Here is a 26,879-nt window from a genome sequence, read left to right on the forward strand (position 1 = left end):
AAACGTGTAACTAAGGCAGACGATATTATAGGGGGCAAAAATAATGAAGGCTTTCAAGAAGGGTACGGCTAGATTGACAGGTTTAATTCTAGCATTTAGCTTGGTATTCGCTGGGTGCTCTAATGGAAACTCGAACGAAGCATCTCCGTCCAACAGCCCAGCAAGCTCAAATTCCTCTGGCGAAGAAATAGACTGGAACACGGTGAAAGCGGATATCCGCTTCGTATATCCGGGTACGTCGGAGTCAGAGAAGTTGTTTGCCGAGACGTTCAAGAATGCCATGAAAGAGAAATATCCCAACGTCAACATTGAGTTTATGTACTTATCATGGGCGGATATGGAGAAAAAGATATCTGTTATGATCAGCACGGGTGATGTACCTGATATCGCGACTACCCAAGATGTTACCAATTTTGTACAGATGGACGGGTTAGAAGATTTGGCTCCTTATATGCAGCGTGAGGATTCTACCGTGAAAGCGGATCAGTTCCTCCCGGGTACGCTCGATTATTCGAGTGTTGAAGGTAAAATATATGCGGCTCCCGCGACGGCTAACGCATTTAATCTGATGGTAAATGAAAAGATGCTTAACGATGTTGGTATGAAGATCGAGGATCTTCAAACGTGGGGAGATATGGAGAAAGCAGCTGAATTGATGACTAAAGACGGTAAATACGGATTTGGTTATCCAATGGGAGTAGCTCGATTTGCCTTCCGTGTGCCGTTCACAGCGGGTTACAGTAATGATCTTTTGATCTCGGATACGTCTGATCAGAACAAAACGAAATATATTGAACTGTTGAACCATTTCAAGAAGCTTGAAGCTTATCAGCCTAAAGCGCATCTAACATGGGGTTATCCCGAGATGTTTAGAGCATACAGCAATGGGGAAGTCGGTATGATCCCTGCGGGTACCTTCTTCTCATCAAACGTATACAGCATTAATCCGGATATCATTAACGTTTCCCGTGCTATTCCATATCCGAAAGGTCCTTCAGGATCAGCCGCGAAGACGCCAGTTGCTAACTCGGGCTTCGGTATCTATAAAGGAAGTAAGAACAAGGAAGTAGCATGGAAATTAATTGAAGAACTGCTCTCTCCAGAATTTAACAGTACACAAGCGGCTATTCTTAACATCTCCGCTGAGAAAGCAACAAGTCTGGATGAAGTGATCAAGAAGGCAGAGAATGTGTACCCTAAAGCGATTGATGGTCATAAGCGTGTGATCGAAGATTTCTTGGGCATCGTAGAAAAGTCAGGAGTGCCTATGGACAAAATCATTGGACAGCCTGAGATGGAAACGGTCGTACAGGACGTTATGGTCAAAATGATGACGAATAAAATGGATGCGGAAGAAGCGTTTAATGCCATTAAGAAGGGCATTGATCCAATTATCACTAAATACGCGAAGTAAGTTGTTTATAGTTTGGTGATTCTATAGCTCGGCTATGGAGTCACCTTTCCTAAATGTAAGAGAATGGACAGGGCGAGGAGAGTGACATGATGACCCGGAATTTTTTTAGGACACACGGCTTTGGTTATATGCTTCTTGCACCTGCCGTGCTTTATTTAATCGCCTTTCAATTCTATCCCTTATTTGAAACTATCCGTTTGAGCTTGTTCGATTATTCCTTGATTTCGAGTAAGGGAATGTCATTCATCGGCTTGGATAACTATGTGTACTTACTTAAGGAAGACGATAAATTTTGGAAGATAATGTGGAATAGCCTCGTTTGGGTTATCGGGTCAACGGTATTCCAATTCGCGATTGCCATTCCAGCTGCCTTGATATTAAATAGCAAGCTACGCTCTCGGGGGCTATGGCGAGGTTTGATGATGGTACCTTGGGTTTCCCCGGTTATCATTATCGGTATCATTTGGAAATGGATTTATGACGGTCATAATGGACTAGCCAACCACTATCTGAGTGCATTGCATATCATTCAGGATAACATTGTTTGGCTAGGAGATGACTTCTGGGTATGGCCTGCGCTATTGCTGACCTCTGTGTGGAAGGGATTTCCGTATATTGCCTTAATGCTACTGTCGGGAATGACTGGTATTTCGAGAGAAATGCTCGAAGCAGCAGAAGTAGATGGAGCTAATTTCTGGCAACGGTTAATTGGTATCGTGCTACCTTTGCTTAGACCCATCATGTACGTCACGGGTATGGTGTCTATTGTCTCATCCTGGACGAAGTTCGAAATGATCTGGGCCTTGACGAATGGAGGTCCGGGTTTCGAGACGAGCATCCTTCCTACTTATGTCTATACCAATGCATTTGTTTATTATGATCTGGGCAGAGGTTCAGCCATTGCGGCATTATCTATGGTATTCGTCCTTGTTCTCGTTGGGATCTACGCGAAATTACTTGGCAAGGAAAACGATTAGAAGGGTGAGATTATGAAAGAGACGCTATCGCTACGCATTATTAAATACACAAGCCTAACGATTCTGATGGTATTTACCCTCTTTCCTTTCCTTTGGCTATTAGATACAACGTTCAAGAGCACTGAGGAAATGTTCTCCTCGGCGCCTACTTGGTGGATATCCAACTTCACTCTTGAGCATTACACTTGGGCACTCGGTGAGCATGGGATGAATATCGGGAAATTACTATACAACTCTATTGTTGTGTGTTCGCTTACTGCGCTTTGTACAGGGCTGATTGCATGTGTAAGCGGGTATGGCCTGGCCAGATTCAAAGTGCCGGGGATCAGTCTGGTCGTAATCTTGTTTGTACTCGCACAGATGATTCAAGGCCCTTTAATTATGATTCCATGGTACAAGCTTGCTTCCGCCTTTTCGTTACTAAATACGAAGACGGTGCTTGTCCTTATCTATAATACGATGACTATTCCCGTTGCCGTGTGGATCATGAGTGGATTTTTCAAAAGTGTTCCCAAAGAACTAGAAGAAGCCGCCTATATGGATGGTTCTACCAAGTTAAATACACTGTTTAAGATTATGGTTCCGATGGCTTTGCCGGGCCTCATCTCCGTGAGTATGTATTCGTTCATTCTTGGCTGGAACGATTACCAATACTCCTTGATTCTGACCAACTCGTTATCGGCTAAGACTGTTCAGGTCGGTATTGCTGAGGTTATGGAAAGCATGGGAGCAGCGAACTGGGGCGGTATTCTAGCTAGTGGAGTCATCGTCATCCTCCCCATTATCATCATTTTCTCTTTTATTCAGAGGCTATTAATCGAAGGTCTTACAGCTGGTGGAATTAAAGGTTGACCCCAATTCAGATGGAGATAGGAGAATTATCATATGAACTCAAACAAAACGAAGTACGCCCATTTACAGGGGATCATCCCTGCACTCATCACACCTTATAATGCTGACGGTACGATTAGCGATCCTGTAACACGGAAGTTAATTAGACATCTCATCTCCCAGGGTGCCTCTGGCTTCTACTTAAGCGGAAGCACTGGTGAAGGGTTCTTACAGACTATCGAAGAACGTCAATATTTACTTGAGGTCGTCATGGATGAGGTTAAAAAAGAAGTTCCCGTTATTGCGCATGTGGGTTCGATGGATACGGATACTGCGGTAAGGTTAACAAAGCATGCCTATGATACGGGGGCAACGGCCGTATCGGCAGTCACGCCGTTCTATTATAAACATGGCTCAGAGCAGATCAAGCGTCATTATATCGATATTGCCGAGGCTGCGGATATTCCATTAATAGCGTATCATTTTCCGGATATGACTGGTTCGAAGCAGTCTGCTGACTTTTATAAGGAATTATCTCAAGTCGAAGGTATTATCGGATTGAAATTCACATCGACTAATGTTTTTGAGATGCAGCAGATCATGGATGTCTGTGGTGATGATTTTCTCGTGTTTAATGGTCCGGACGAGATCTGTCTGGCAGGCTTGACCATGGGAGCTTGTGGAGCAATCGGTTCTACCTATAATATTATGCCAGCGAAGTTTGCGGAGCTTTATAAGTTGTTCAAGCAAGGGAACATAACCGGAGCCAGAGTGATTCAATATGAGGTCAACCGGGTTATTCATGAATTGCTAAAATATGATTTTATCGCCTTCGAACGAGAGATTCTAAGGCTTCAAGGCTTCGATGTCGGCATCCCACGCAAACCGATTCAGCAATTGGATGAGGCCCAGCGTGCTGACATTTACGAGATAGCTAAGCGCTTCTCTTTCTTAAATGTGGAGTGATGTTAGATTGGAGGTGAAACCCTAATGACAGCAAGAGTCAATGTAAGAGACATGTTCGATTTAACAGGTAGAATTGCATTGGTTACAGGCGGGAGTAATCTAGGTTACGATGCGGCGGAGGCTTTGGCGGAGTTGGGTGCAACTGTAGTGGTCACTCGTCGCAAGCAAGAAGCAGCGGATAAAACAGCTGCCCTTCTTACTCTAGATACAGGTGCGGAGGTTTCCGGAGCGGAGCTCGAGGTAACAGAGGAGGACAGCTGGATGAAGGTTGTTCGTGACCTCATCTCCCAATATGGGAAAATTGATATTCTCATCAATAACGCTGGAGGACGCAAGGTCTCGGTTGTACCTGAGTCTATCGAAGGGGATCCATCATTCGAGTTCCTAGAGACACGCCTGCTTGAAGATTGGAAATACACGATGGATGCAAATTTAACAAGTGTTTTCTTGGGTTGCAGAACAGTTGCTCCATATATGAAGAAAGCACGCTCTGGCAAAATCATTAACATGGCATCAGTTGATGGAATCGTGGGGCGTGATTTAAGAATATATCCCGGTTCGGGATTGTCACCGACCGTCCCAGATTACCTGGCGAGCAAGGCTGGTGTCATCAATTTAACGAAGGGAATCGGCGTTTCGCTAGCTCCCTTCGGTATATATGTCAATGCAATTTCGCCAGGCGGGTTCTACCGTGCACAGCCGGATCAATTCGTCGATAACTACTCGAAGCTTGTTCCGTTAGGACGGATGGGAAGAGATCGAATTGACTTGAAAGGTTCGATCGCATATCTTGCATCTGCAGCATCTGACTATACCGTCGGCCACAATCTTGTCATTGACGGTGGATTAACCTCTTGGTAAAACATCTAGCAATCCAAGGAAATGGAGTGGGTATATGATAGTTGGTGATTTGAAAAGGATGATAAGTCAAGAACTTGATACCCTCCATCCATTGTTGCAGAAGGCTCTCCTGAAGCTTTCTCAGACGGATTTAAAAGGGTTGCTCCCCGGAAGATACGATTGGGACGGAGATCAAATGTTTATACTCATTCAAGAAATGGAGACGGAACCGAAAGTCGATAAAAAACTAGAATCTCATTTGAAATATGTCGATATCCATTATTTAATCGATGGGGATGAAGAAGTGATTGGTTATGCCCGACAATCGGAGCGTCACGTTATTTGCCATAATGAATGGGTGACGAAGGACTACGCTCTTTATGAGGACGTCGAAGAAGAGATGGATTTAATTATAAAGCCAGGGATGTTCGCGATCTTTCTCCCTTCTGACCTTCATCGTCCTGGTGTTTATAGATCTTCGAAACCGGCAATGATCAAAAAGGCAGTAGTCAAAGTAAGCAGTAAAGCACTTTTATGAACGAGAAAACTCTCTATCCCACAATTCCGCGGGGGTAGAGAGTTTTTTTATCGAAAAAAATAATAATGATAAGCAATACGATGGCTACAAGTAAAATATAGGCAGGAATAATGAATGCGAGTAGTGTCGTCGTATTCTGTATCTTATATTCGATATCTAAAAATGGATCATTAGAAATATAAACGGTGTATGAACAAAAGCGCACTAATTATGCCGTGAATTTCCTCCTGAATCTGGATTTACTAATAATATAATATGTAAATTAATAGAAAAATTAATAGATAAATATAATTATGCCAAGATTCTCTTTTGGATGAATTGGGTAATATCAATTAAAAGGTCCGTGGAGGAGTTAATATAAATGAATAAAAAGAAAGTGCTAGTTGGAAGTCCGGTATATCAAAAGCCAGAAATACTAAAAGCGTTTTTAGATTCCTTGAAAAGTCTTAATAGAGATACAATTTCTATCGATTATATGTTTGTTGATGACAATATTGATGAACAATCAAGCCAGTTATTAGCTGAGTTTGAAAAAGTAGAATCAGAAGAATCAACGGTCATTATCGTTCGTGGAAATGAGCAAGGGGTCTATCTGTGCAACGATGCATCCCATTACTGGGACGATAGCTTAATGTTGAAGGTAGCTAATTACAAAAATTCTATCATTAATTACGCAATAGAAAATAATTATGATTATCTATTTTTTGTGGACTCTGATTTGGTTTTACACCCTAATCTGATAGAACACCTAAAGACAGCGAATAAGGATATAATCTCAGAAATATTTTGGAGTCAATGGCATAAGGATAGACCTTTTGAACCCAATGTTTGGTTGTTTGACGAGTATGATTTAGTTCCTAAGAGATTAGGTGAAGAACTTAGCGATAAAGAGATGGAAATACGACAAATGAAGTTTTTGAACCAACTTAGAATTCCTGGCATATATGAAGTGGGCGGATTAGGGGCTTGTACATTGATTAGTAGGGCTGCATTGGTAAAAGGTGTTAGCTTTGAGCCGATTAAAAACTTAACGATCCATGGTGAGGATAGATTTTTCTGCATACGAGCGGCAGTGCTAGGTATTGATCTTTTCGTGGATACTCATTATCCTGCATATCATATTTATAGAGAGAAAGATTTAGAGGGTGTGCAAGCTTATGTAAAAACTAATGAAGCAGACCTCGCATTTGTACGTAGAACTAAAGAACAGGGGAATAAGGTTACTCTTTCCATGATCGTGAAAAATGAAGAGGGACGTTATCTCAATCAGATGCTAAACAGTTTAAAGGGTCATATTGATGAAGCTGTTATTATTGATGACGGAAGTTCTGATAACACCATAGCCTTGTGTAGAGAAATACTTGAAGGTATCCCTTTACATATTATACAGAATGAGAAATCTATGTTTGCCGGCGAGGTAGAGCTTAGGAAGAAGCAATGGAATGAAACTATCAAAACAAATCCCGACTGGATACTAAACCTGGATGCAGATGAAATACTAGAAGAAGGGTTCTGGGTTAATGCGCAACAACTTATTAATAACAAAAAATACGATTTTTATTGCTTTAGGCTATATGATATGTGGGATGAAAAGCACTACCGTGAGGATGAATATTGGAATGCGCAAAGTATTTATAGACCCTTCTTAATGAGATACCAGCCAGATTTTAATTATACGTGGAATGAAACAGCGCAACATTGCGGAAGATTTCCAATGAATACATCCTCCTTTCCAAAGGCTGGATCTGAATTTCGTGTGCAACATTTGGGCTGGGCAACACAAGAAGATCGAGCAGAAAAGTATGTGAGATATCAGCTATTGGACCCAGATGCTATATATGGAATTAGGGAGCAATATGATTCGATTATGGATACTAATCCCAACTTAATAAAGTGGGAAGCGGGAGAAGTTATATGAAAATTGAAAAGAAGAAAGTTAACGTTGGTGTTGGTTTTGTAACAGGTCGTAAGAACTTTAAAAATGTGGTGAAAACCTATGTTGATAACTGGAATGAATCTGGACTCGTCGATAACAAGAAAAATGCACTCCACCTGTTTGTTGCTTACGATTTGAAGTATAAGCGCACTAAAGTGAGTGATTACAAAGTCACAGATGAAGAAATATTGGATAGTGTGGATTCAGCTTATTACTTGGGGAATTCTTCGATTACAAATGAGGCACAATATCTAGTTGAGAAGAAAGTAGTTACTCAAAAAGAGGCTAAACTGATATTTGGTGAAGGTTATGCCATGAAAAGAAATGCAGTTTTATATTTTGCAATAAAAAATAAAATGGATTATCTTATTTTCCTCGATGATGATGAGTACCCGATAGCAAATATAAAAATTAATGATAGCATTGTCTGGAAAGGTCAAGAGGTTCTGTCCACGCATATTAACAATATTAAACATGCTGATATGACCCACGGTCATCATTGTGGTTATATTTCTCCAATACCACAATTTGATTTTAACGATAAGCTTTCTGAAGATGAATTTAGAATTTTTGTGGAGTCTATAAGCAATGATATTATTAACTGGGACTCCATAAAAGAAAAAATGAATGATGGCGGAGTTACCTATGCTGACCTTGATATCATGAATAGTGAAATTATAGAAGTCGTTGAAGAAGTAAATGGAATGAAGTTTATCTCTGGTGCTAACCTGGGCTTTAACCTTAAGAATCTTGATAAATTATTCCCTTTTTATAACCCGCCGGGAGCAAGAGGAGAAGATACTTTCTTAAGCACCTGCATTGGTGAATGTAATATAAGGAAAGTTCCTTGTTATACCTTTCATGATGGTTTTACTACTTATGAGCATTTACTCCTTGGAGTGCTTCCTAACAAATTAAAAGGGATGAGAGCGGATTCGAGTGTTATTACTAAAAGGTTCTTAAAAGCTTCTATCGGTTGGATTCGTTACAAGCCACTTTTGCTTTATATTACGCAAAGAGAGAATTATGAAGCTGAGATTAAGAAAATGAAGGAAGACTTATCTAATGTCATTCCAAAGATATGTAACTATTTTGGAAATGACGAATTTAAAGATGTATTGAAAGAACTGGACTTTTATCATGAGCATGTAGAAGAACATTATAAAGACTTCGAAAATACGAAATCAGCATGGGTAAAAGTAATAAAGTTTCTAAAAACCCAATAAGCACTTCTTTCAAAAGGATTGTCGGGATAATTATAGCAGTAAAGCAAACCTCATTTTGTTGAATTATTAGCAGAAATGGGGTTTTTTAATTCAGAAAGAGGGAACATATATGAATAGGATAGAAGAACATAAATAATAATATAAGGGGTGTCTAGGGTGTGGTATTCAAAATCGAAAGAAGAAGTACTACAGGAGCTTCAAGTAAACGCTACAACGGGGCTGACGTCTGAGGAAGCTAAATCTAGACTTGAACAATATGGCGCCAATAAGCTCAAGGGAAAACCTAAGAAAGGCTTGATTTTTCTCTTCTTTGCGCAAATGAAAGATATGCTCATTTATGTTCTTCTAGGTGCTGCGATTGTTACGCTTGCCATTGGGGAATTCATGGATACGATTATCATTGTTGCAGTCGTTCTGTTAAACGCGTTGATCGGAGTGATTCAAGAAAACAAAGCGGAGAAAGCAATAGAGGCTTTGCAACAAATGACGACTCCAAAGACACTTGTCAGACGTGACGGAGAAGTTAAGGAAATTCAATCCGAGGACATTGTACCAGGAGATATCGTCATATTAGATGCAGGGAGATTCATCTCTGCTGATTTACGATTACTTGAGAGCGCTAATTTACAGATTGAAGAATCTGCGTTAACCGGTGAATCTGTGCCGTCGGATAAAAATGCAGCTGATATTCATACAGATCCCAAAATGCCTATTGGTGACAAATCTAACATGGCATTTATGTCTACACTTGTTACCTACGGGAGAGGCGAAGGTATTGCAGTGGGTACTGCCATGAATACGGAAATGGGGAAAATCGCCAAGATCCTTGATGATGATCATAAGGAATTGACCCCTCTGCAAAAAAAATTAGAGGAACTCGGTAAAACGTTAGGGTATATTGCCATCGGAATATGCTTGCTCATTTTTGTCGTTGCTTTAATCCAAAAAAGAGATCTATTTGAAATGCTCTTAACGGCTATCAGTTTAGCAGTTGCGGCTATTCCGGAAGGACTCCCGGCGATTGTGGCGATTGTATTGGCACTTGGTGTTACAAGAATGTCCAAAATTAACGCCATTGTGAAGAAATTGCCGGCCGTCGAAACGTTAGGATCAGTCAATATCATTTGTTCAGACAAAACAGGTACACTTACGCAGAATAAGATGTCTGTCGTGAAGCATTACACATCACCAGAACCAAACCATGATGAACCTCCTGTAGATCTGATTAAAGCTATGGTGTTATGTTCAGATGCGACCTTTGAACATGGGAAGGGTACTGGAGACCCTACTGAAATAGCTCTAATCATATTCGGTGATAAGAATAATTTAACCAAAAGATCTTTAGACGCAGAGTTCAAAAGGGTTTCTGAGAAGCCATTTGACTCTGATCGAAAGCTGATGTCTACATTAAATGAAATCCCAACGGGTTATCGAGTGTATACCAAGGGGGCCATCGATCAAATCTTGCAGATTTCAACCTCTGCTTTCGTAGATGGAGAGGTTGTGCCCTTGACAGAAGAAATGAAGGCCCAATATGTTACGGCTTCGGAAGATATGTCGGCTGATGCCTTAAGAGTACTTGGTGCTGCGTATAAGGATACGGATCGTATAATTGACCCAGATGAGATGGAACAGAACCTTACGGTACTTGGATTCGTAGGCATGATTGACCCACCAAGACTTGAAGTGAAGGATTCGATACATGAAGCAAAAGTGGCGGGAATTACTTCGGTGATGATCACTGGGGACCACAAGAACACAGCATTTGCAATTGCGAAAGAATTGGGTATCGCAAATTCTATTAAGCAATGTATGACAGGAGCAGAAATTGATAATTTGTCAGAAGATGAATTCTCGCGACAAATTAATGACTATAGAGTATTTGCTCGGGTCTCACCTGAGCACAAAGTTAAGATTATCAAAGCTTTAAAGGCCCAAGGGAATATCGTCTCGATGACAGGAGATGGGGTAAATGATGCTCCTTCATTGAAATTTGCTGATATCGGCGTAGCCATGGGGATTACTGGGACAGATGTTTCCAAAGGTGCCAGCGACATGATATTAACGGATGATAACTTTTCAACCATCGTCCATGCGATTAGAGAAGGAAGAAATATCTATTTGAATATTCGGAAAGCGGTTATCTTTCTATTATCATGTAACCTTGGGGAAGTCATCGCGGTGCTCGTTTCGATCTTGTTCTTTTGGCCTATTCCGCTCCTGCCAACCCAGATATTATGGGTTAATCTGGTGACCGACACGCTACCGGCAATCGCACTGGGAGTGGACCCTGGTGAGAAAGACGTGATGAAGAAGAAGCCGAGGGACCCTAATGAAAGCTTCTTCGCAAAAGGAGCAGGCATACGTGCCATCATAGGGGGGATCCTAATTGGGTCGACTACTTTAATTGCCTTCTATTTAGGATTACATGAATACGGATATAGCTTAGGCTCAAACAATATCTCTGAAGATGCTTTGACTTATGCGAGGACTATGGCCTTTGTTGTGCTTGCTTCTTCACAGCTGTTCTATTCTTTATCGATGAGAAGTGCAACGAAGTTCATATTTCAAGTTGGGCTATTCACGAACAAATACTTAATAGGCGCTATAATCGTAGGCCTAATTCTGCAGTTTGGAGTAATCACCATACCCTTCCTAGCCACAGCGTTTAAAGTGCAGAATCTCTCATTCGCTGATTGGGGATTGGTCATCGGATTAGGTCTCGTACCCCTCATTGTAAATGAGATCATTAAAGTGTTCACACGAGACAATGATAATAAGGATGCATGAATATAACGATTGAATACGTGTGTCCTTTATCGTATCGTACTTATTACAGGGTTACACGGAGAGTTAAGACAACTCCACCTCAAATATTCATTTTGAGGCGCTGTGCGAATAAATATGTTGTGCCAAAAAAATGTGATGAGGGTTATTCTACAGGCAGCCAAACAGACTGCTTGAGGAATAACCCTCTTTGGAATTACATTGTTTTCTGTTGATGGCGATATTGCGGCAAGCAACGAAGAGGAATTGACGATTTCACCACAGGTACGTTGATCCCTTCTCATTCAGAGAAGTAGAGAAGGTAGTCTTACTTTAACCACTTGGAAGTTGAAGGATAGTTATGGTAAGCATCCGATCGCAACACAACTGATAAACTCCCTAATTATGAAGTGTAGAGCATGAAGTTGTGTAAGAGAATTGTAATTTTGAAGCAGGATTTGAGGGTGATGAGAGGGCACTGAAAAAGTCCAGAATAATCAAGCAGGCACCTATTGCACAATTCATTTGTGCGAAAGGTGCCTGTTAATAATACCGTCTGCCATGAATATGACGCGATCGACTACTTCTCGTGCAAAGGCCATTTCATGTGTGACAACAATCATCGTCCGATTTTTACTTGATACTTCCTTTATAATGTTTAAAACTTTTATAGCGTTCTGTTTCTTTTTTTCTAGTCGTTTATCAAAATCTCTCTCGGTGATTTCTGATTAAATCGTGTTTCGTATGTGTAGCATCCACAATAATTGCGCTACTTTTTCAGTGGCCTCGGATTTAATGCATGTGTTATCTATTTTTTGTTAATTTTAAATACTTAAATTTTTAGTAGTTATTTATCAGAGGTATTGATAGAATTGCAATGAATGAGTGTTATACGAAACTACATAGATGAGGAGAATGTTATTGTGAGTACGATGAAGAAAATAATGCTTTCGAGTATGCTGACTCTATTGGCCCTTTCAGCGTCAGTCGCGTCAGCCTCGGAACAAATAGTAACTACGCAAAATGAACCTTTAGACGATGAGATTACTCAGATTTTGGATACTGTAACGACAAATGAAAAGGAACAAGTAGATCTAGAAACACAGATCGCTGATGCACAGAATAATAATGATCAGGTTAAGGAAGAGCAGTTACAGGTGCAATTGGAGCAAAAAGAGAAAGTGCAAGAGCAAATAACGGCTTCTATTATTGCAGCTCAGCCTGAAGTTGTAGTTCAGTCTGAAGTGACTCCATTAAGTCAGTTAAATATACAGAGTATGGACATAGAAACAGCCTTGATGGCGGTACAGAGTGAAAGAACGAGATTGTTAGAAGATCAGCTTAGGTCTCAAATTGCGGCAGTGGAAGATCGGAATTCACAGATTAATAAGTTAAATGATGCGCTTAGTCAATTAAATAAGGCCAGTGCAATACTTCCTGCAGATGCAAAAGCAGATACTAAGTTAAATTTGAGCAACGAGACCATCCAAGCCATTCAGAACGCGGGAATCGCAATTCCAACCACAGATATTAGTAAAGCTGAACTTGATACAATGAGTATGAATTTAAAATCTATGATAGATTCACAATCTAACTCACAACAAATGGATATGCTTCGATTACAATCTTTGAGCAACAAGCGTAACGAAGCATTCGAAGTGATGACTAATTTCCTCAAAAAAATGCAAGATAGCAGATCATCAATTATTGGAAATATGCGTTAATTAAATTGAATATTGAACGGGAGCCCAAAATGAAACGATATGGATGTTTAGTATTGACTATTGTATGGATTATTCTGCTTGTAGCCTGTTCAGATGGAGATAAGAATAACACTGGACCCATTGGGATTGGGGCTATTCTTCCCTTAACTGGAGAATTATCCTCAAAAGGTGAAGCAAGAGAAACGGCTCTTCATTTGGCGATGGATGAGATAGATACATACTTGGGTAAAGCCAACTTAGGTTTCAAGATGGAATTGATCATTAAGGATAGCAAGAGTGACCCTGAAGAAACATTGAAACAGGCCAAAGCGCTACATGAAGAAGGAACGGATATCCTTATTGTGGGTTCGAGTGCGGAATTAACACTTCTAAAGAGCTGGTCTGATTCAAATGATGTCGTTGTTATCAGTTACAGTAGCACAGCTCCTTCATTGGCGGTGGATAAGGATAGTATTTATAGAGTAGTGCCAAATGACTATCAGCAGGCGAAAGCCTTGGCTACTCTCCTATCTGAACAAGGAATTCGTAACATCATTCCAGTCCACCGCAACGATGTGTATGGACGAGAATTGTCACAGCAACTCATCATGGAGTTTAAGGAACTTGGCGGAAAGGCTGGTTCGCCAGTTATATACGAGCCAGGGAGTACTGATTTTAAATTAACGGTATCACAAATGGAGCAACAGCTTGAGAATTCTGAACTAAATCCAGATTCCGTCGGTATTGTTGTGTTTTCATTTGATGAAGTGGTTCCTATAATTGAACAAGCAGATGCATTGAATCATGTACGTTGGTTCGGAACGGATACAACCGTGCTGAATTCTGCACTCATTAATAATAATGAAGCTGCCGCTTTTGCAGCTACTGTGAATTTTACGGGAGTCACATTCGGTATTAATGATACACCACTATACCAAGAGGTTCAGAAGAAATTACAGGGAAAGTTGAAGACACAAGTGATTCCTGATGCCATATTTGCCTACGATATTCCATGGATGCTAGTAACCGCATTTGAGAACATGGATAATCCTGAAGATGCTGTTGAGTTGAAAGCTAACCTGGTTGAACTCTCTGCCAAATATGCAGGAGCAACCGGATGGATGTTATTGGATGATAAAGGTGACCGTAAGTACTCCTTATATGATATCTGGCAGGTTAAGGAGAATTCATCCAAGGTTTCTTGGATTAAAACTGCGCAATATAGAAGGGATCCAGGGCTTTCTGGATTTATCACAAGTGTGCAGAATTGAAGTTGACGTGTACGATGAATATAACATATTTAAAGTGCCTCCCATTCGATGATTTTGAATGAGGAGGTTTTTCTTTTTAATCTAACTTTTACAATGATATTGTTATAGTTGTCTGCTTCCCCCCCCCATTTGGGGGATTTTTTCATGAAAGAAATTGGATTAGAATCAATTTAGGAAGTGGCAACGACAGAAATATATCTACTTTGCTAAAATTCAGCTTAAATTAAGTTAAATTTTAGGTAACATGTAGTATGGTTAATTTTGGATAATTATTTAAGGGGGACTAAAATTGAAGAATAAATCTTTTAAGTACAGACCGTTTAAGACATTTGTTTCATCTCTATTAATTATAATGATGCTATTTTCATCATTTGGTGTAGCCTTTGGTGCAGGGGCATCGACAACAACATCGACAAAATCAGACATCAAGGGACACTGGGCAGAAAGCGAAATCTCTGCATGGATCGACAAAGGGTTCATTCAAGGCTACGAGGACGGCAGCTTTAAGCCCAACAACACCATTACTAGAGCGGAATTTATTGCTTTGATTAACCGCTCTTTTGGATTCACTGAATCGGCGACGGTTTCCTATAGTGATATCACTTCGTCAAATTGGGCATATGCTGAGATTGCCAAAGCTACCAAAGTCGGATACATATCAGGTTATGCAGATGGAACAATCGGGGCACGTAAGTTGATTAGCAGACAAGAAGTTGCAGTGATCGTTGAGCGATTAGTGGGATTGGCCCAATTTGAGGGCGCAGAGACTTTTTTTACAGATTCAAGTTCAATAGCCTCTTGGGCTAAAAGTTCAGTAGACGCAACTGTAGCTAAGGGGATTATGCAGGGTTATGCAGAAGATAATAGCTTCAAGCCTGGCAAATTCATTACTCGTGCAGAGGCTGTCGTAACATTGGACCACGCTATTTCGGTAAAAGCTGTTGCTTATAACCATGCAGGAACTTATGGCCCTGTAGCGGGTACAGAAACAATCCATGGCGACGTTGTAATTAACACGACTGGGGTTACGCTACAGAACACAATCATAACCGGGAATTTATTGTTTGCTAGTGGTATTGGCAGTGGCGATGCAACCCTTAACAATGTAACGGTACAAGGAGTAACCAGAGTAGAGGCCGGGGGTGAAAATTCAATTCATCTGAATCATTCACTTCTATCTACACTTATAATTGATAAGGAAAATAAAATTATCGTTCGTATTGTAATTAATGGTTCAACAACAGTTAGAGAAATTATTATTGATTCACCAGCCATTATTCAAAGAATGGAAGCGACTGGAGTAGATTTGAGTAAGATTACTCTTTCAGAGAAGCTACCCGCGGGTTCGAAAGTTATCTTCAAGGGATTCTTCAATAGCATAAATATTAAAGCCGATCAAATTCAGCTTGATATTCCTGAAGGCAGTATTAAAGAAGTCACTGTAGAATCAACAGCAACGGGTCTGACGCTTAATTTAGGTGCTGATGCAAAGATTGTTAGTCTTATTTTAGAAGCAATAGCTAAGATGGTAGGGACGGGTACTATTGAGATAGCAACGTTAAGTTCCATTGCTAAAGCAGGTACGATATTTGAAAAGCAACCCATGAAGCTGTTGGATAAAGATGGAGGTTCATCAGTTCCTATGCCTAGCACTAACTCAACTCCAACTGGACCTTCAACACCCGCAACACCCTCAACACCATCAGAACCGCTACCTCCAGATGGAAGTAGTGGTGATACAACAGCTCCGACTCTATCAAGGGTAACTGTGGGTCAAGTAACAGTTGGAGATAGCGTTTATGCTGCAAGTAGTGAGAATGGATATTTGTATCTAGTGCCTTCAACAACACTCCATATAATAACGGATTTGAATCATTCGGTTGATGCTTCACGGGGTGAAAAGTTAGCAGTAACAGCTTCCGTATATTCAACGATTAGTACATCAGGTTTACCAGCTGGTACTTATGTTGTGTATGCCGTTGATTCTTCTAACAATATATCTACAGCTTCAGCAGATATATTAGTCATTGGATTACAATTAACCATTGCAAATCCAACATCTGTAACAGAAACAAAAATGTATGATGGAACTACAACAGCCATCGCAATAGCGAATTCATTAATTGGAGTTATTCCTGGTGATGTAGTAACAGTGAATGCAGTAGCATCTTACGATGATGAAACACTGGGAACAGGTAAAACAATAACAGTGGCTTATGTGCTGAGTGGAGCAGATGCTGGCAAATATATGGCTCCAGCAAACTACACAGTAAATACGGGAGTTATTATAAACGCACTGTTAACTATTGATACACCGGCATTGACACTTACAAAGTTTAAAGATGGAACGACTACAGCAGCTGTGACAGCAGGTACATTAATGGGTGTTGTTAGTGGTGAAGATGTCACGGTGAGCGCAGTAGCAAATTATGATACACCGTCAGTAGGTACTAACAAAACGATTACAGTGGTGTATACGTTGAGTGGAGCAGATGCAGCGAATTATATTGCACCGTTAGACTATACAGTAACTACTGGTGAAATTGACAGAGATCAAATAACCAGATCCAAGGTATATGATGGAACTGCAACAGCGGCCGTTACACTAGGCTCAGTAATTGGAATAGTTGATGGAGATGATGATGAGGTTACCGTTAATATAACAGCAACTTATAATGATAGAACCGTAGGTACCCATAAAACGATAACCGTGGATTACTTCCTAACGGGAATAGGTGCAGGTAATTATTTTCCACCCGTTAGCTACACCGTAAGTACAGGTGTCATAACGGCATTAGCATTAACTATTGACGCGCCTTTATTAATAGAATCTAAAGTATATGATGGATCGGCAACAGCAGTCGTGACAACAGGCTCATTAGTAGGAGTTATAGGTGGAGACGATGTAACAGTAAGTGCCGTTGCAACTTACAATGATACAACCGTAGGAACGAACAAAACGATAACGGTGGTGTACACCCTATCGGGAGCAGATGCTGCAAATTATGTGGCACCCGCAGACTACACCGTAAGTACAGGTGTCATTACAGCACCATAATATTCATGAATAAAGATCATCTTGTATGAATCCTCTATGGGAAAATTAGAAGGAACAAGTTTAGCCCCGACACCGTTTAGACGGTGTCGGGGTTGTTTTGATTGCTCCCCTTCTGTAGTAGATTATATGTGGCTTCCCGCCTAGAAAGGGAAACACAAAAAAGAGGAGGAGAATACTCCCCCTCTCTTTTGATAGAGACTATCTTCTACTTCTGGGAAAATCGATTGAGCTTCGCAGGAACGCTTTATTTTGTAAAGATTTTGACTTCCTTAGGAGCCAAAGTAACGGTAACCGTACCGTTGTTAAGTTGAACAGAATCCGTACCTAGTTGATTCTTGAGTGTCAATCCATTTGAGAGATTCTCGAAATTTCCAATAGTCCGAGTTTCCGTATTCCAAGAGTTGTTGATCATGACAATTGCCTCGTCGCCACCTTTAGAACGTTGGAAGCTGTAGAAGGTACTGTCAGCCCATCTTTCTTTTTGCGTACCATTCTGCAATGCAGGATGACTATTGCGAACAGCGTTGATCTTGGCGATATACTTATAAAGCTCGTGATTAGCGTTAGGAACTACGTCTTCACGGTTATAAGGGTCGTCACCACCGCTATAGCCTAGTTCCGTACCCTGGTAGAGAATTGGGATACCGCGTGATGTTAGCATAAATCCTAAAGCTGCTTTTAATTGTGGCCATTTGTCAGCACCATTGCCTGGTTTTCCGGAAGCGTCATTGAGGAAACGTTTCACATCGTGATTATCAATGAATGTGCCGTTTAGACTTACATCACGATAATTGGAATCTTGGGCGTAACGGTCTCTAATTTGTGTCATTGACCCGTCATGACCGAACACATTTTGCATTGTGTAATACATAGGGAAGTCTAGGACAGCGTCAAGGTAATTGGAGTAATCTCCAATTTTAGTTGGACTTCCGTCAAATATTTCGCCGATTGTAAATATATTAGCCGCATTGTCAAAGGATTTCAAGAACCCTTTAGATACATGTTTGGCTGTGTCCACACGTAAACCATCGACTTTGGATTCGTTAATAAGCCATTTAATCCAGTTGTTCAACTCAGCAGTTACCGCTGGATTATCTTGATTCAAATCGTCCAAACCGGCAACGTCACCGTTCTCAATTTTCCATTGGTTGTTCGAATTATAATCGGAGCCTGTAATTTCTCCATTATGATGGTACCAATCATAATTATTAAATGGAGCTTTGGCAAAGCCGTTTGGTTGGAAGTCACCCGTGTGGTTAGGAACGACATCTAGCATGACAGCGATCCCCTTGTTGTGAGCCGTATTTACCAGTTCTTTGAATTTATTCATTGAACCAAGGTGCCCATCTACCGAGTAGAAGTCGTAGGTATGGTAACCGTGGTAAGCGTAGTCACCCTTCTGCAATGTAACGGGTGTAATCCAGATGGCTGTAAAACCCAGATTCTTGATGTAATCCAGTTGATTGATAACGCCTTGGAAATCTCCGCCGTGCCATTTCTTAGGATCACTCTTGTTCGAATTGAATCCATCAAAATTGTCATTCGAAGTGTCACCGTTAACGAAGCGGTCTGTCATGATAAAGTAAATGCTTTGTTTCGACCAGTCTGTTGCTCCTTGGTTAGTTGAACTGTCAGTAGTCACATTAAGGGGAGCACTTGCTCCAGAGGTGTTACCTGCAGAATTATAAGCCTTTACAGTGTAAGTGTATGTTGTTAATACTGATAATCCTGTATCCGTGTAGCTAGTCGAACTGGTGGTTCCTACCTTGGATCCATTGCGCCAAATTTCGTACCCGACAGCACCCGGAGAAGCTGTCCAAGAAAAGGAAATGGTTGTGCCTGTTTTACTGGTAGATACGACATTCGTAGGAATACTAGGTGTAGTATTATCGATAATGGGTGCCCCAGCAGAGATCGTACCGGCTGCTCCATTAGAGCCAGGAGTGAATGTCCACGTACCAACGTTAAACAGATAGTTTATAGAATTGTTGTTATCCCAAGTACCACTACCATTGTTGAAGACAGCTTCTAATTGGGAGGCAGAGCCAATATTAACTGTGATTTTGGAATAACCGCTTAATTCAGAATTAAGCATAGCTGTCCCAGGCGCCGTAGTCCAAGTGCCGCCTGCTGGACGGTAGTGAATATAAGGTGTAGCGTATCCCTTTTTGTAATAAACGGTCACTTGCTTGCCAGTCGATACGTTGTTAGTCGTTACGCTAAATGCCGTACTTGCATCGGAGATGTTACCGGCTGCATCATACGCCTTCACAGTATAACTGTAAGCTGTGTTAGCCGTTAATCCAGTATTCGTATAGGTAGTTGAAGTGGATGTTCCCACCTTGGCACCATCGCGCCAAATTTCGTAGCCAGTTACCCCGACAACATCCGAAGATGCTGTCCAGGATAAGGAAACGGATGTTTCTGTTTTAGCCGAAGATACGACATTCGTTGGTACGCTTGGTGCAGTGGTGTCGTCGGTACCTTGAACAGGTCCTGCTGAGATTGAGCCAGCTGCTCCATTAGAGCCAGGAGTGAAAGTCCAAGTACCGATGTTAAATAGATAATTTCTAGAATTGTTGTTATCCCAAGTGCCACTACCATTGTTGAAGACAGCTTCTAATTGGGAGGCAGAGCCAATATTAACTGTGATTTTGGAATAACCGCTTAATTCAGAATTAAGCATAGCTGTCCCAGGCGCCGTAGTCCAAGTGCCGCCTGCTGGACGGTAGTGAATATAAGGTGTTGCATATCCCTTTTTGTAATAAACGGTCACTTGCTTGCCAGTCGATACGTTGTTAGTCGTTACGCTAAATGCCGTACTTGCATCGGAGATGTTACCGGCTGCATCATACGCCTTCACAGTATAACTGTAAGCTGTGTTAGCCGTTAATCCAGTATTCGTATAGGTAGTTGAAGTGGATGTTCCCACCTTGGCACCATCGCGCCAAATTTCGTAGCCAGTTACCCCGACAACATCCGAAGATGCTGTCCAGGATAAGGAAACGGATGTTTCTGTTTTAGCCGAAGATACGACATTCGTTGGTACGCTTGGTGCAGTGGTGTCGTCGGTACCTTGAACAGGTCCTGCTGAGATTGAGCCAGCTGCTCCATTAGAGCTAGGAGTGAAAGTCCAAGTACCGATGTTAAATAGATAATTTCTAGAATTGTTGTTATCCCAAGTGCCACTACCATTGTTGAAGACAGCTTCTAATTGGGAGGCAGAGCCAATATTAACTGTGATTTTGGAATAACCGCTTAATTCTGAATCAAGCATAGCTGTCCCTGGTGCCGTAGTCCAAGTGCCGCCTGCTGGACGGTAGTGAATATAAGGTGTAGCGTATCCCTTTTTGTAGTAAACAGTCACCTGATTACCAGCCGATACGTCGTTAGTTGTTACGCTGAATGCCGTACTCGCATCGGAGATGTTACCAGCTGCATCATATGCTTTCACAGTATAACTGTAAGCTGTGCTAGCCGTTAATCCAATATTCGTATAACTTGTGGAAGTAGATGTTCCCACCTTGGCACCATCGCGCCAAATTTCGTAGCCGGTTACCCCGACAACATCTGAGGAAGCTGTCCAGGATAAGGAAACGGATGTTTCTGTTTTAGCTGTAGATACGACATTCGTTGGTACGCTTGGTGCAGTGGTGTCATCGGTACCTTGAACAGGTCCTGCTGAGATTGAGCCAGCTGCTCCATTAGAGCCAGGAGTGAAAGTCCAAGTACCAACGTTAAACAGATAATTTGTAGAATTGTTGTTATCCCAAGTGCCACTACCATTGTTGAAGACAGCTTCTAATTGGGAGGCAGAGCCAATATTAACTATGATTTTGGAATAACCGCTTAATTCTGAATCAAGCATGGCTGTCCCTGGTGCCGTAGTCCAAGTGCCGCCTGCTGGACGGTAGTGAATATAAGGTGTAGCGTATCCCTTTTTGTAGTAAACAGTCACCTGATTACCAGCCGATACGTCGTTAGTTGTTACGCTGAATGCCGTACTCGCATCGGAGATGTTACCAGCTGCATCATATGCTTTCACAGTATAACTGTAAGCTGTGCTAGCCGTTAATCCAATATTCGTATAACTTGTGGAAGTAGATGTTCCCACCTTGGCACCATCGCGCCAAATTTCGTAGCCGGTTACCCCGACAACATCTGAGGAAGCTGTCCAGGATAAGGAAACGGTTGTATCTGTTTTGCTTGTAGATACCACACTCGTTGGAATGGATGGTGCAATGGTATCGATAACTATTGGGTTAGTAGTGACAGGAAGTGCAGTACTTGGATTTGAGATATTACCAGCTGCATCATAAGCCTTCACGGTATAACTGTAAGCTGTATTTGCCGTTAATCCTGTATTTGTATAACTAGTGGCAGCGCTTGTTCCAACCTTAGTACCATTACGCCAAATCTCGTAGCCGGTTACCCCGACAGCATCTGAGGAAGCTGTCCAGCCTAGGGAAATGGATGTACTTGTCTTACCTGTAGACACCAGGTTTGTTGGAATACTTGGTGCCGTGGTGTCAACGTCATCCTTCGTATGGCTGATGACGTACTGTTTAAATCCAGCCATATCACCGGTGGCAGAGCCATTACTATTCACGAGATTTGCAAGACGTAGAAGAGTAAAGCCATTATATTTCCATTGCGTAATTTTTTCTTGGACTTTTTGGAAGTTACCTGTGGGAAGAGCATTTTCGCCATTCAAGCGAACGCCTTTACTATTCGCAATGGAAGATACAGTATCGACCAGCGTAGAAGGCATCGAATACGCTGGTGAGCTGCCGTCATTATTCATTTCCAATGCGGTAAATGTCAGATCCAGATTGCTGTCTTTGAATTTTTGAATAAGGGTGTTGTAATCGTAGTATCCTGCAGCATTTTCCGCGCTGTGTGGCGCAGATGGATTGTTATATTGCCAGTGGATACCAGAGATCTTCGCACCGATACGAACGCCGAACACGGAATCGAAGCTATTGTGAGCTGCTGTGGCTATTACGCCAAGATGATTCTCAAGTACGCCTTGGTTCCATTTAAGGAAGTCTTTACCGTAATTCGTGTTGTATCCGCCAGTAGAATAGAACGAATCACCATCACTTGGAGGGTTGATTTGGCTCGCATTCGTCAAGGATAGTCCCCAGGCCTGATTTACGCCGGTTAAAGAACCATATTTACTGACCATAGCTGTTCTAAATGCATTCTTCGCAGTGTCTGTATAGACCTGGAACTTTCCTCTAGAAGGATAATTCCAGCCCGCTGAATTATAATAGGAAGGGTAACGAAGTTCACCTGAAGGTCCAGCGCTTAGATAGATTTTGGGTATAAGTGCTTTGTAGCTAGCAAAGTTAGATGCAAATGAGGTGTATAATTCAGAGTATTGTTGGCTAATGCCGCTCCAGAATGGTGAAAGAGCTTCATTATTGACAAAACCGGTCTCACTCTTATACTTCATTTCATCAGCAGAGCCTTTGTTCCATAACCAGGAAGGAATAGGGATGTTGCAATCGTCACCTGGATTTCCTCCGCAGGTGTGGGTCGAAAGGATCGGAACCCATTTCAGCCCAGATTCGCTGACAACGTTTGCATAAGTCTTGTAGTAGCTCCAATCGAATTGATTATCGCCTGCTGCTTCTACATCGCCCCACCATACATCGGTGGTAATTCCGTAGACACCATTATTTTTCAATGTCTGCAATTGGTTTCTAAACGCATTCCAATCTGTGATTTTACTTAGTGGCGCCATAACAGATGCCTTGAAATCGTTAGCTACATCTGCGCTTGCTGTGCCTGATCCTGTAAATAAGCCTGTAATCGTGGAGAAGACTAAAATAAAGCCTAAAGCAAGAGCACGAGCTTTTCTCCAAAACATTCTACTTGAATTCAAATCTACCATCCTCCTTTTTTTGTGAATCCGCTTACATATGACTTGGAATGATTCTTCGTGCAGCTCTGAAAGCGGGTTCTGTGAATCGTTGTAACTAGGTTAAAACGGCGGGCTAAGGCCAGTCAGCGTGTGGGGTTTAAAGAGAAGAGGAAAAACATTAAAAGTAATGCAAACGTTTACACTGTAGATTATAAATTATATTCTTAAATTTCACAATATGACAATTGAAGCATATTAATGTAATTTTAGCGGGTTTAGTGAAGCGAATAAATATTTTGAATTTTTTGCTCGAAAAATAGCTGAAATGACTATTGAAATCGGTAGGTTAAGTTGAGGAAATCATCATATTTTGAAGAAAGAAAGTAGGGAAGACAGAGTGTTACTTAAGTGGATGGCCACCCATCATTTTACATGAATTATAATAATAACTGAGAATAGGAGACTAGATTCTAGTTCAATCTATACAGTTATATATGCTGATATAAATGGATCAAATGACTCATTAAATAGATTTCGATTAGTAGTTATTTAAATCTAATATGTATTCGGAACCGTTCAAATATTGACATTCCATAGGCGTACATGGTATATAAAAACAAGGATTAGCACTCAGAGATCCAGAGTGCTAATCCTAGTGCCAACACTTCAGCTAGAGTAGCATATCAATTAAAGCATCCTAATTATTTTCTTATATTGAAAGGAGATCCATTATTCATGGCTAAGAAAAAGTTTAAAGCAGAGTCCAAAAGATTGCTAGAAATGATGATTAACTCCATTTACACGCAGAAAGAAATATTTCTGAGAGAGCTCGTATCTAATGCGAGCGATGCCATTGACAAAATATATTATAAAGCATTAACCGATGATCAATTGGTGTTTAATCAAGAGGATTATTATATTAAAGTAACTGCCGATAAGGAACGTCGTACTTTAACAATCTCCGATACGGGTATTGGGATGACGAAAGAGGATCTTGAGAATAACTTGGGTATTATTGCCAAGAGTGGCTCATTATCATTCAAGAAAGAGAATGAATCCAAAGATGGGCACAATATTATTGGTCAGTTTGGAGTAGGGTTCTATGCAGCTTTTATGGTGGCAGATGTAGTGACTGTAATCAGTAAAGCATTGGGAAGCGACGAAGCCTTCAAGTGGGAATCTGAGGGTTCAGATGGGTATACTATTGAGCCTTGTGAGAAGGACGCTGTGGGTACGGAGATTATTCTGCAAATTAAAGAGAACACAGAAGATGATCAATATGATGAATATTTAGATGAGTATCGGTTAAAATCGATTATTAAGAAGTACTCAGACTTCATTAGATTCCCAATCAAGATGGATGTTAAGGGACAACGTCCTAAAGAAGACAGTGAGAATGAATTCGAAGAATTCCAAGAAGAACAAACTATCAACAGTATGGTTCCAATCTGGCGAAAAAATAAGAATGAGCTGACAGCAGAAGATTATAATAACTTTTATGCTGAGAAACGTTATGGCTTCGATAAGCCCATTAAACATATTCATATCAGTGCAGATGGTGCTGTAGTCTATAATGCCATTCTATATATCCCAGAGAATACGCCATTTGATTATTATACGAAGGAATATGAGAAGGGATTAGAGCTATATTCCAATGGTGTATTGATCATGGACAAGTGCTCGGACCTACTTCCTGACTATTTCAGCTTTGTCAAAGGAATGGTAGACTCAGAAGATCTATCACTTAACATCTCAAGAGAACTGCTACAACACGATAGACAACTTAAACTTATTGCCAAGAACATTAAGAACAAAATCAAAGGTCAATTGCAAAGCTTGTTGAAGGATGAAAGAGAACAATATGAGCAATTCTATAAATCCTTTGGCAGACAGCTTAAATTTGGGGTATACAACGATTATGGTATGGAAAAAGAAGTACTGCAAGACTTGCTAATGTTCTACTCCTCTAAAGAGAAGAAACTAGTCTCCTTGGATGAATACGTATCAAGAATGCCGGAGGATCAGAAGTACATCTATTATGCTTCTGGGGAATCGATGGATAGAATTGATAAGCTTCCACAGACCGAAATGGTACTGGACAAGGGATTTGAGATTCTTTACTTTACGGATGATATCGATGAGTTCGCGATCAAGATGATCCAGAACTACAAAGAGAAAGAGTTTAAATCTGTATCGAGCGGTGACTTAGGGATCGAATCGGAAGCAAATGAAGAGAAATCAGATGCTGAAGAGAATGAAAACAAGGAACTTTTTGAATATATGACAAGCCAACTGTCGAATAAAGTGAAGAGCGTCAGAGCTTCCAAAAGATTAAGAACGCATCCCGTATGTCTATCTACAGAGGGTGAAGTTACAATTGAAATGGAAAAAATATTGAAAGCAATGCCTAATGGTCAAGATGTACAAGCAGATAAAGTTCTGGAAATCAACATCAACCATGAGGTATTTAAGTCCTTAAAGGATGCTTATGCACAAGATAAAGACAAACTGAATCTATATACCAGTCTGTTATACACGCAAGCATTGTTAATAGAAGGATTGCCAATTCAAGATCCAGTAGAATTTACAAATGATATTTGCAAAATAATGGTGTAATACAGCGATATAATGAGTACCGTAACCGAAATAACCCGACACTGGTGCAAACTAGGCGGGTTATTTATCTTTTATGAGGGAAAGACTAGTGTCTATGGAGATTTATATGGACATTATTGACGTTAACGCTCACAATAAAGAGAACGAATATATTGCTGTATATGAATATTTCTCAATGGGTTAACAAGATTTGAATTAGAAGGGGATTGAATGGTTTGAATAATGAAGAAGTCATCAATGAAGAAGTAGTTAATGGAGAAGAAATAAATGAACAAGAAGATATTGAGGTAGGTCCAACATATGAGGATTTGAAAAAATCTGCTAATCGTTCATCCGATTGGAAAGTTCGATTAAATGCAGTTGAAGAGTTGGCTAAGTTAGATAATAAACAAGTGATCGATGTACTGACGCATATGGCAACTAATGATCCTGTGTATCAAGTACAAGAGGCTGCTTATCTGAAGCTTAAAGAACTGGGCGAAGATGTTCCAGCACCTTCCAAGAACAAAGGTGAATTATTTAAAGGATTAACTAAAATCTTAATAAGAATCAAGAAAAGTCTACCCGCAGATCATACGTATGAAGATTTCAAAGAGAAGCTGAAAAAGATGAGAGTCGATATTTATGATACGTACGAAGGTGACAAGGGCGATAACTTTGATCAGTGGCTCGAAAGCACTTGGGCATCCCTTTCTATAAAGTAATATTCTCTAAAGTAAAGCATCTGATGGAACTTGAGTCAGATGCTTTTTTGTGTGTATTCATATTGGCGAAAGAAGGGAATAAGTCGGTTATGAACGAATTAAACGATATGAGGCTCTAAATCATAATAAGTGATTGCAGAAAATAGAAGGCTGTGCAGATCGTA

Annotated in this window: 15 protein-coding genes and 1 pseudogene; 14 read left to right on the top strand and 2 right to left on the bottom strand. The window is 40.8% G+C overall.

The annotated features are described in order from the left end of the window. Positions 1–43 precede the first annotated feature (43 nt). The 9 genes from J2T13_RS10810 (at position 44) to J2T13_RS10850 (ending at position 11,518) form a co-directional block, all read left to right on the top strand. Entirely contained in the window at positions 44–1,414 is a 1,371-nt protein-coding gene (locus J2T13_RS10810) for an ABC transporter substrate-binding protein (RefSeq protein WP_429371072.1), read from the top strand. A gap of 86 nt (positions 1,415–1,500) precedes the next feature. Next, positions 1,501–2,391 carry a carbohydrate ABC transporter permease gene (locus tag J2T13_RS10815; RefSeq protein WP_429371074.1) on the top strand — a complete coding sequence of 297 codons (891 nt, stop codon included), beginning with the start codon at positions 1,501–1,503 and terminating at the stop codon, positions 2,389–2,391. Positions 2,392–2,403: 12 nt separating this feature from the next. Beyond that, positions 2,404–3,243: a carbohydrate ABC transporter permease gene (locus J2T13_RS10820; protein ID WP_429371076.1), complete on the top strand. Its 840-nt coding sequence runs from the start codon at positions 2,404–2,406 to the stop codon at positions 3,241–3,243. A gap of 33 nt (positions 3,244–3,276) precedes the next feature. Continuing rightward, positions 3,277–4,188, top strand: coding sequence for an N-acetylneuraminate lyase (locus J2T13_RS10825; protein ID WP_429371078.1), 912 nt, complete (start codon positions 3,277–3,279; stop codon positions 4,186–4,188). Between the two features lie 24 nt (positions 4,189–4,212). Continuing rightward, complete coding sequence (locus J2T13_RS10830) at positions 4,213–5,049, top strand: SDR family NAD(P)-dependent oxidoreductase (RefSeq protein ID WP_429371080.1); 837 nt, start codon at positions 4,213–4,215, stop codon at positions 5,047–5,049. Between the two features lie 34 nt (positions 5,050–5,083). Beyond that, on the top strand, positions 5,084–5,566 hold the full coding sequence (locus J2T13_RS10835; RefSeq protein WP_429371082.1) for a YhcH/YjgK/YiaL family protein: 483 nt from the start codon (positions 5,084–5,086) through the stop codon (positions 5,564–5,566). Positions 5,567–5,927: 361 nt separating this feature from the next. Beyond that, positions 5,928–7,484 (top strand): glycosyltransferase, encoded by a 1,557-nt coding sequence (locus J2T13_RS10840; protein WP_429371084.1) that lies wholly within the window; start codon positions 5,928–5,930, stop codon positions 7,482–7,484. After that, a complete protein-coding gene (locus tag J2T13_RS10845; protein WP_429371086.1) occupies positions 7,481–8,728 on the top strand; it encodes a hypothetical protein in 1,248 nt (415 codons plus the stop codon). The genes J2T13_RS10840 and J2T13_RS10845 overlap by 4 nt, the downstream gene beginning before the upstream one ends. Positions 8,729–8,884: 156 nt before the next feature. Then, positions 8,885–11,518, top strand: a complete 2,634-nt coding sequence (locus J2T13_RS10850; protein WP_429371088.1) for a cation-translocating P-type ATPase — start codon at positions 8,885–8,887, stop codon at positions 11,516–11,518. 521 nt (positions 11,519–12,039) lie between these two features. On the opposite strand, the pseudogene J2T13_RS10855 reads toward J2T13_RS10850, so the two are convergent. Next, positions 12,040–12,159: pseudogene (locus J2T13_RS10855) on the bottom strand (polar amino acid ABC transporter ATP-binding protein); the annotation flags it as partial. A 267-nt stretch (positions 12,160–12,426) separates the two neighbouring features. Between J2T13_RS10855 and J2T13_RS10860 the strand changes: the two are divergent. The 3 genes from J2T13_RS10860 (at position 12,427) to J2T13_RS10870 (ending at position 17,526) form a co-directional block, all read left to right on the top strand. Continuing rightward, positions 12,427–13,218: a hypothetical protein gene (locus J2T13_RS10860; protein WP_429371120.1), complete on the top strand. Its 792-nt coding sequence runs from the start codon at positions 12,427–12,429 to the stop codon at positions 13,216–13,218. 5 nt (positions 13,219–13,223) lie between these two features. Next, entirely contained in the window at positions 13,224–14,468 is a 1,245-nt protein-coding gene (locus J2T13_RS10865) for an ABC transporter substrate-binding protein (RefSeq protein ID WP_429371090.1), read from the top strand. A 289-nt stretch (positions 14,469–14,757) separates the two neighbouring features. After that, positions 14,758–17,526: a YDG domain-containing protein gene (locus J2T13_RS10870; RefSeq protein WP_429371092.1), complete on the top strand. Its 2,769-nt coding sequence runs from the start codon at positions 14,758–14,760 to the stop codon at positions 17,524–17,526. Between the two features lie 244 nt (positions 17,527–17,770). Here the strand turns inward: J2T13_RS10870 and J2T13_RS10875 are convergent, their stop codons facing one another. Beyond that, positions 17,771–23,416 (bottom strand): family 14 glycosylhydrolase, encoded by a 5,646-nt coding sequence (locus J2T13_RS10875; protein WP_429371094.1) that lies wholly within the window; start codon positions 23,414–23,416, stop codon positions 17,771–17,773. Between the two features lie 714 nt (positions 23,417–24,130). On the opposite strand from J2T13_RS10875, the gene htpG reads away from it, so the two are divergent. Together htpG and J2T13_RS10885 are read left to right on the top strand one after the other, a co-directional pair. After that, positions 24,131–26,011: a molecular chaperone HtpG gene (gene htpG / locus J2T13_RS10880; protein WP_429371096.1), complete on the top strand. Its 1,881-nt coding sequence runs from the start codon at positions 24,131–24,133 to the stop codon at positions 26,009–26,011. A 263-nt stretch (positions 26,012–26,274) separates the two neighbouring features. Beyond that, on the top strand, positions 26,275–26,715 hold the full coding sequence (locus J2T13_RS10885) for a HEAT repeat domain-containing protein (protein WP_429371122.1): 441 nt from the start codon (positions 26,275–26,277) through the stop codon (positions 26,713–26,715). Positions 26,716–26,879 lie beyond the last annotated feature (164 nt).

The sequence above is a fragment of the Paenibacillus sp. DS2015 genome (assembly GCF_050433705.1).
Taxonomy (GTDB): Bacteria; Bacillota; Bacilli; order Paenibacillales; family Paenibacillaceae; genus Paenibacillus_AQ.

What these genes read in the sequence shown, in the direction of transcription:
- J2T13_RS10835 (WP_429371082.1), top strand. Translation starts at nt 5,084, where the DNA reads ATGATAGTTGGTGATTTGAAAAGGATGATAAGTCAAGAACTTGATACC.
- htpG (WP_429371096.1), top strand. Translation starts at nt 24,131, where the DNA reads ATGGCTAAGAAAAAGTTTAAAGCAGAGTCCAAAAGATTGCTAGAAATG.
- J2T13_RS10840 (WP_429371084.1), top strand. Translation starts at nt 5,928, where the DNA reads ATGAATAAAAAGAAAGTGCTAGTTGGAAGTCCGGTATATCAAAAGCCA.
- J2T13_RS10860 (WP_429371120.1), top strand. Translation starts at nt 12,427, where the DNA reads ATGAAGAAAATAATGCTTTCGAGTATGCTGACTCTATTGGCCCTTTCA.
- J2T13_RS10845 (WP_429371086.1), top strand. Translation starts at nt 7,481, where the DNA reads ATGAAAATTGAAAAGAAGAAAGTTAACGTTGGTGTTGGTTTTGTAACA.
- J2T13_RS10820 (WP_429371076.1), top strand. Translation starts at nt 2,404, where the DNA reads ATGAAAGAGACGCTATCGCTACGCATTATTAAATACACAAGCCTAACG.
- J2T13_RS10830 (WP_429371080.1), top strand. Translation starts at nt 4,213, where the DNA reads ATGACAGCAAGAGTCAATGTAAGAGACATGTTCGATTTAACAGGTAGA.
- J2T13_RS10810 (WP_429371072.1), top strand. Translation starts at nt 44, where the DNA reads ATGAAGGCTTTCAAGAAGGGTACGGCTAGATTGACAGGTTTAATTCTA.
- J2T13_RS10825 (WP_429371078.1), top strand. Translation starts at nt 3,277, where the DNA reads ATGAACTCAAACAAAACGAAGTACGCCCATTTACAGGGGATCATCCCT.
- J2T13_RS10815 (WP_429371074.1), top strand. Translation starts at nt 1,501, where the DNA reads ATGATGACCCGGAATTTTTTTAGGACACACGGCTTTGGTTATATGCTT.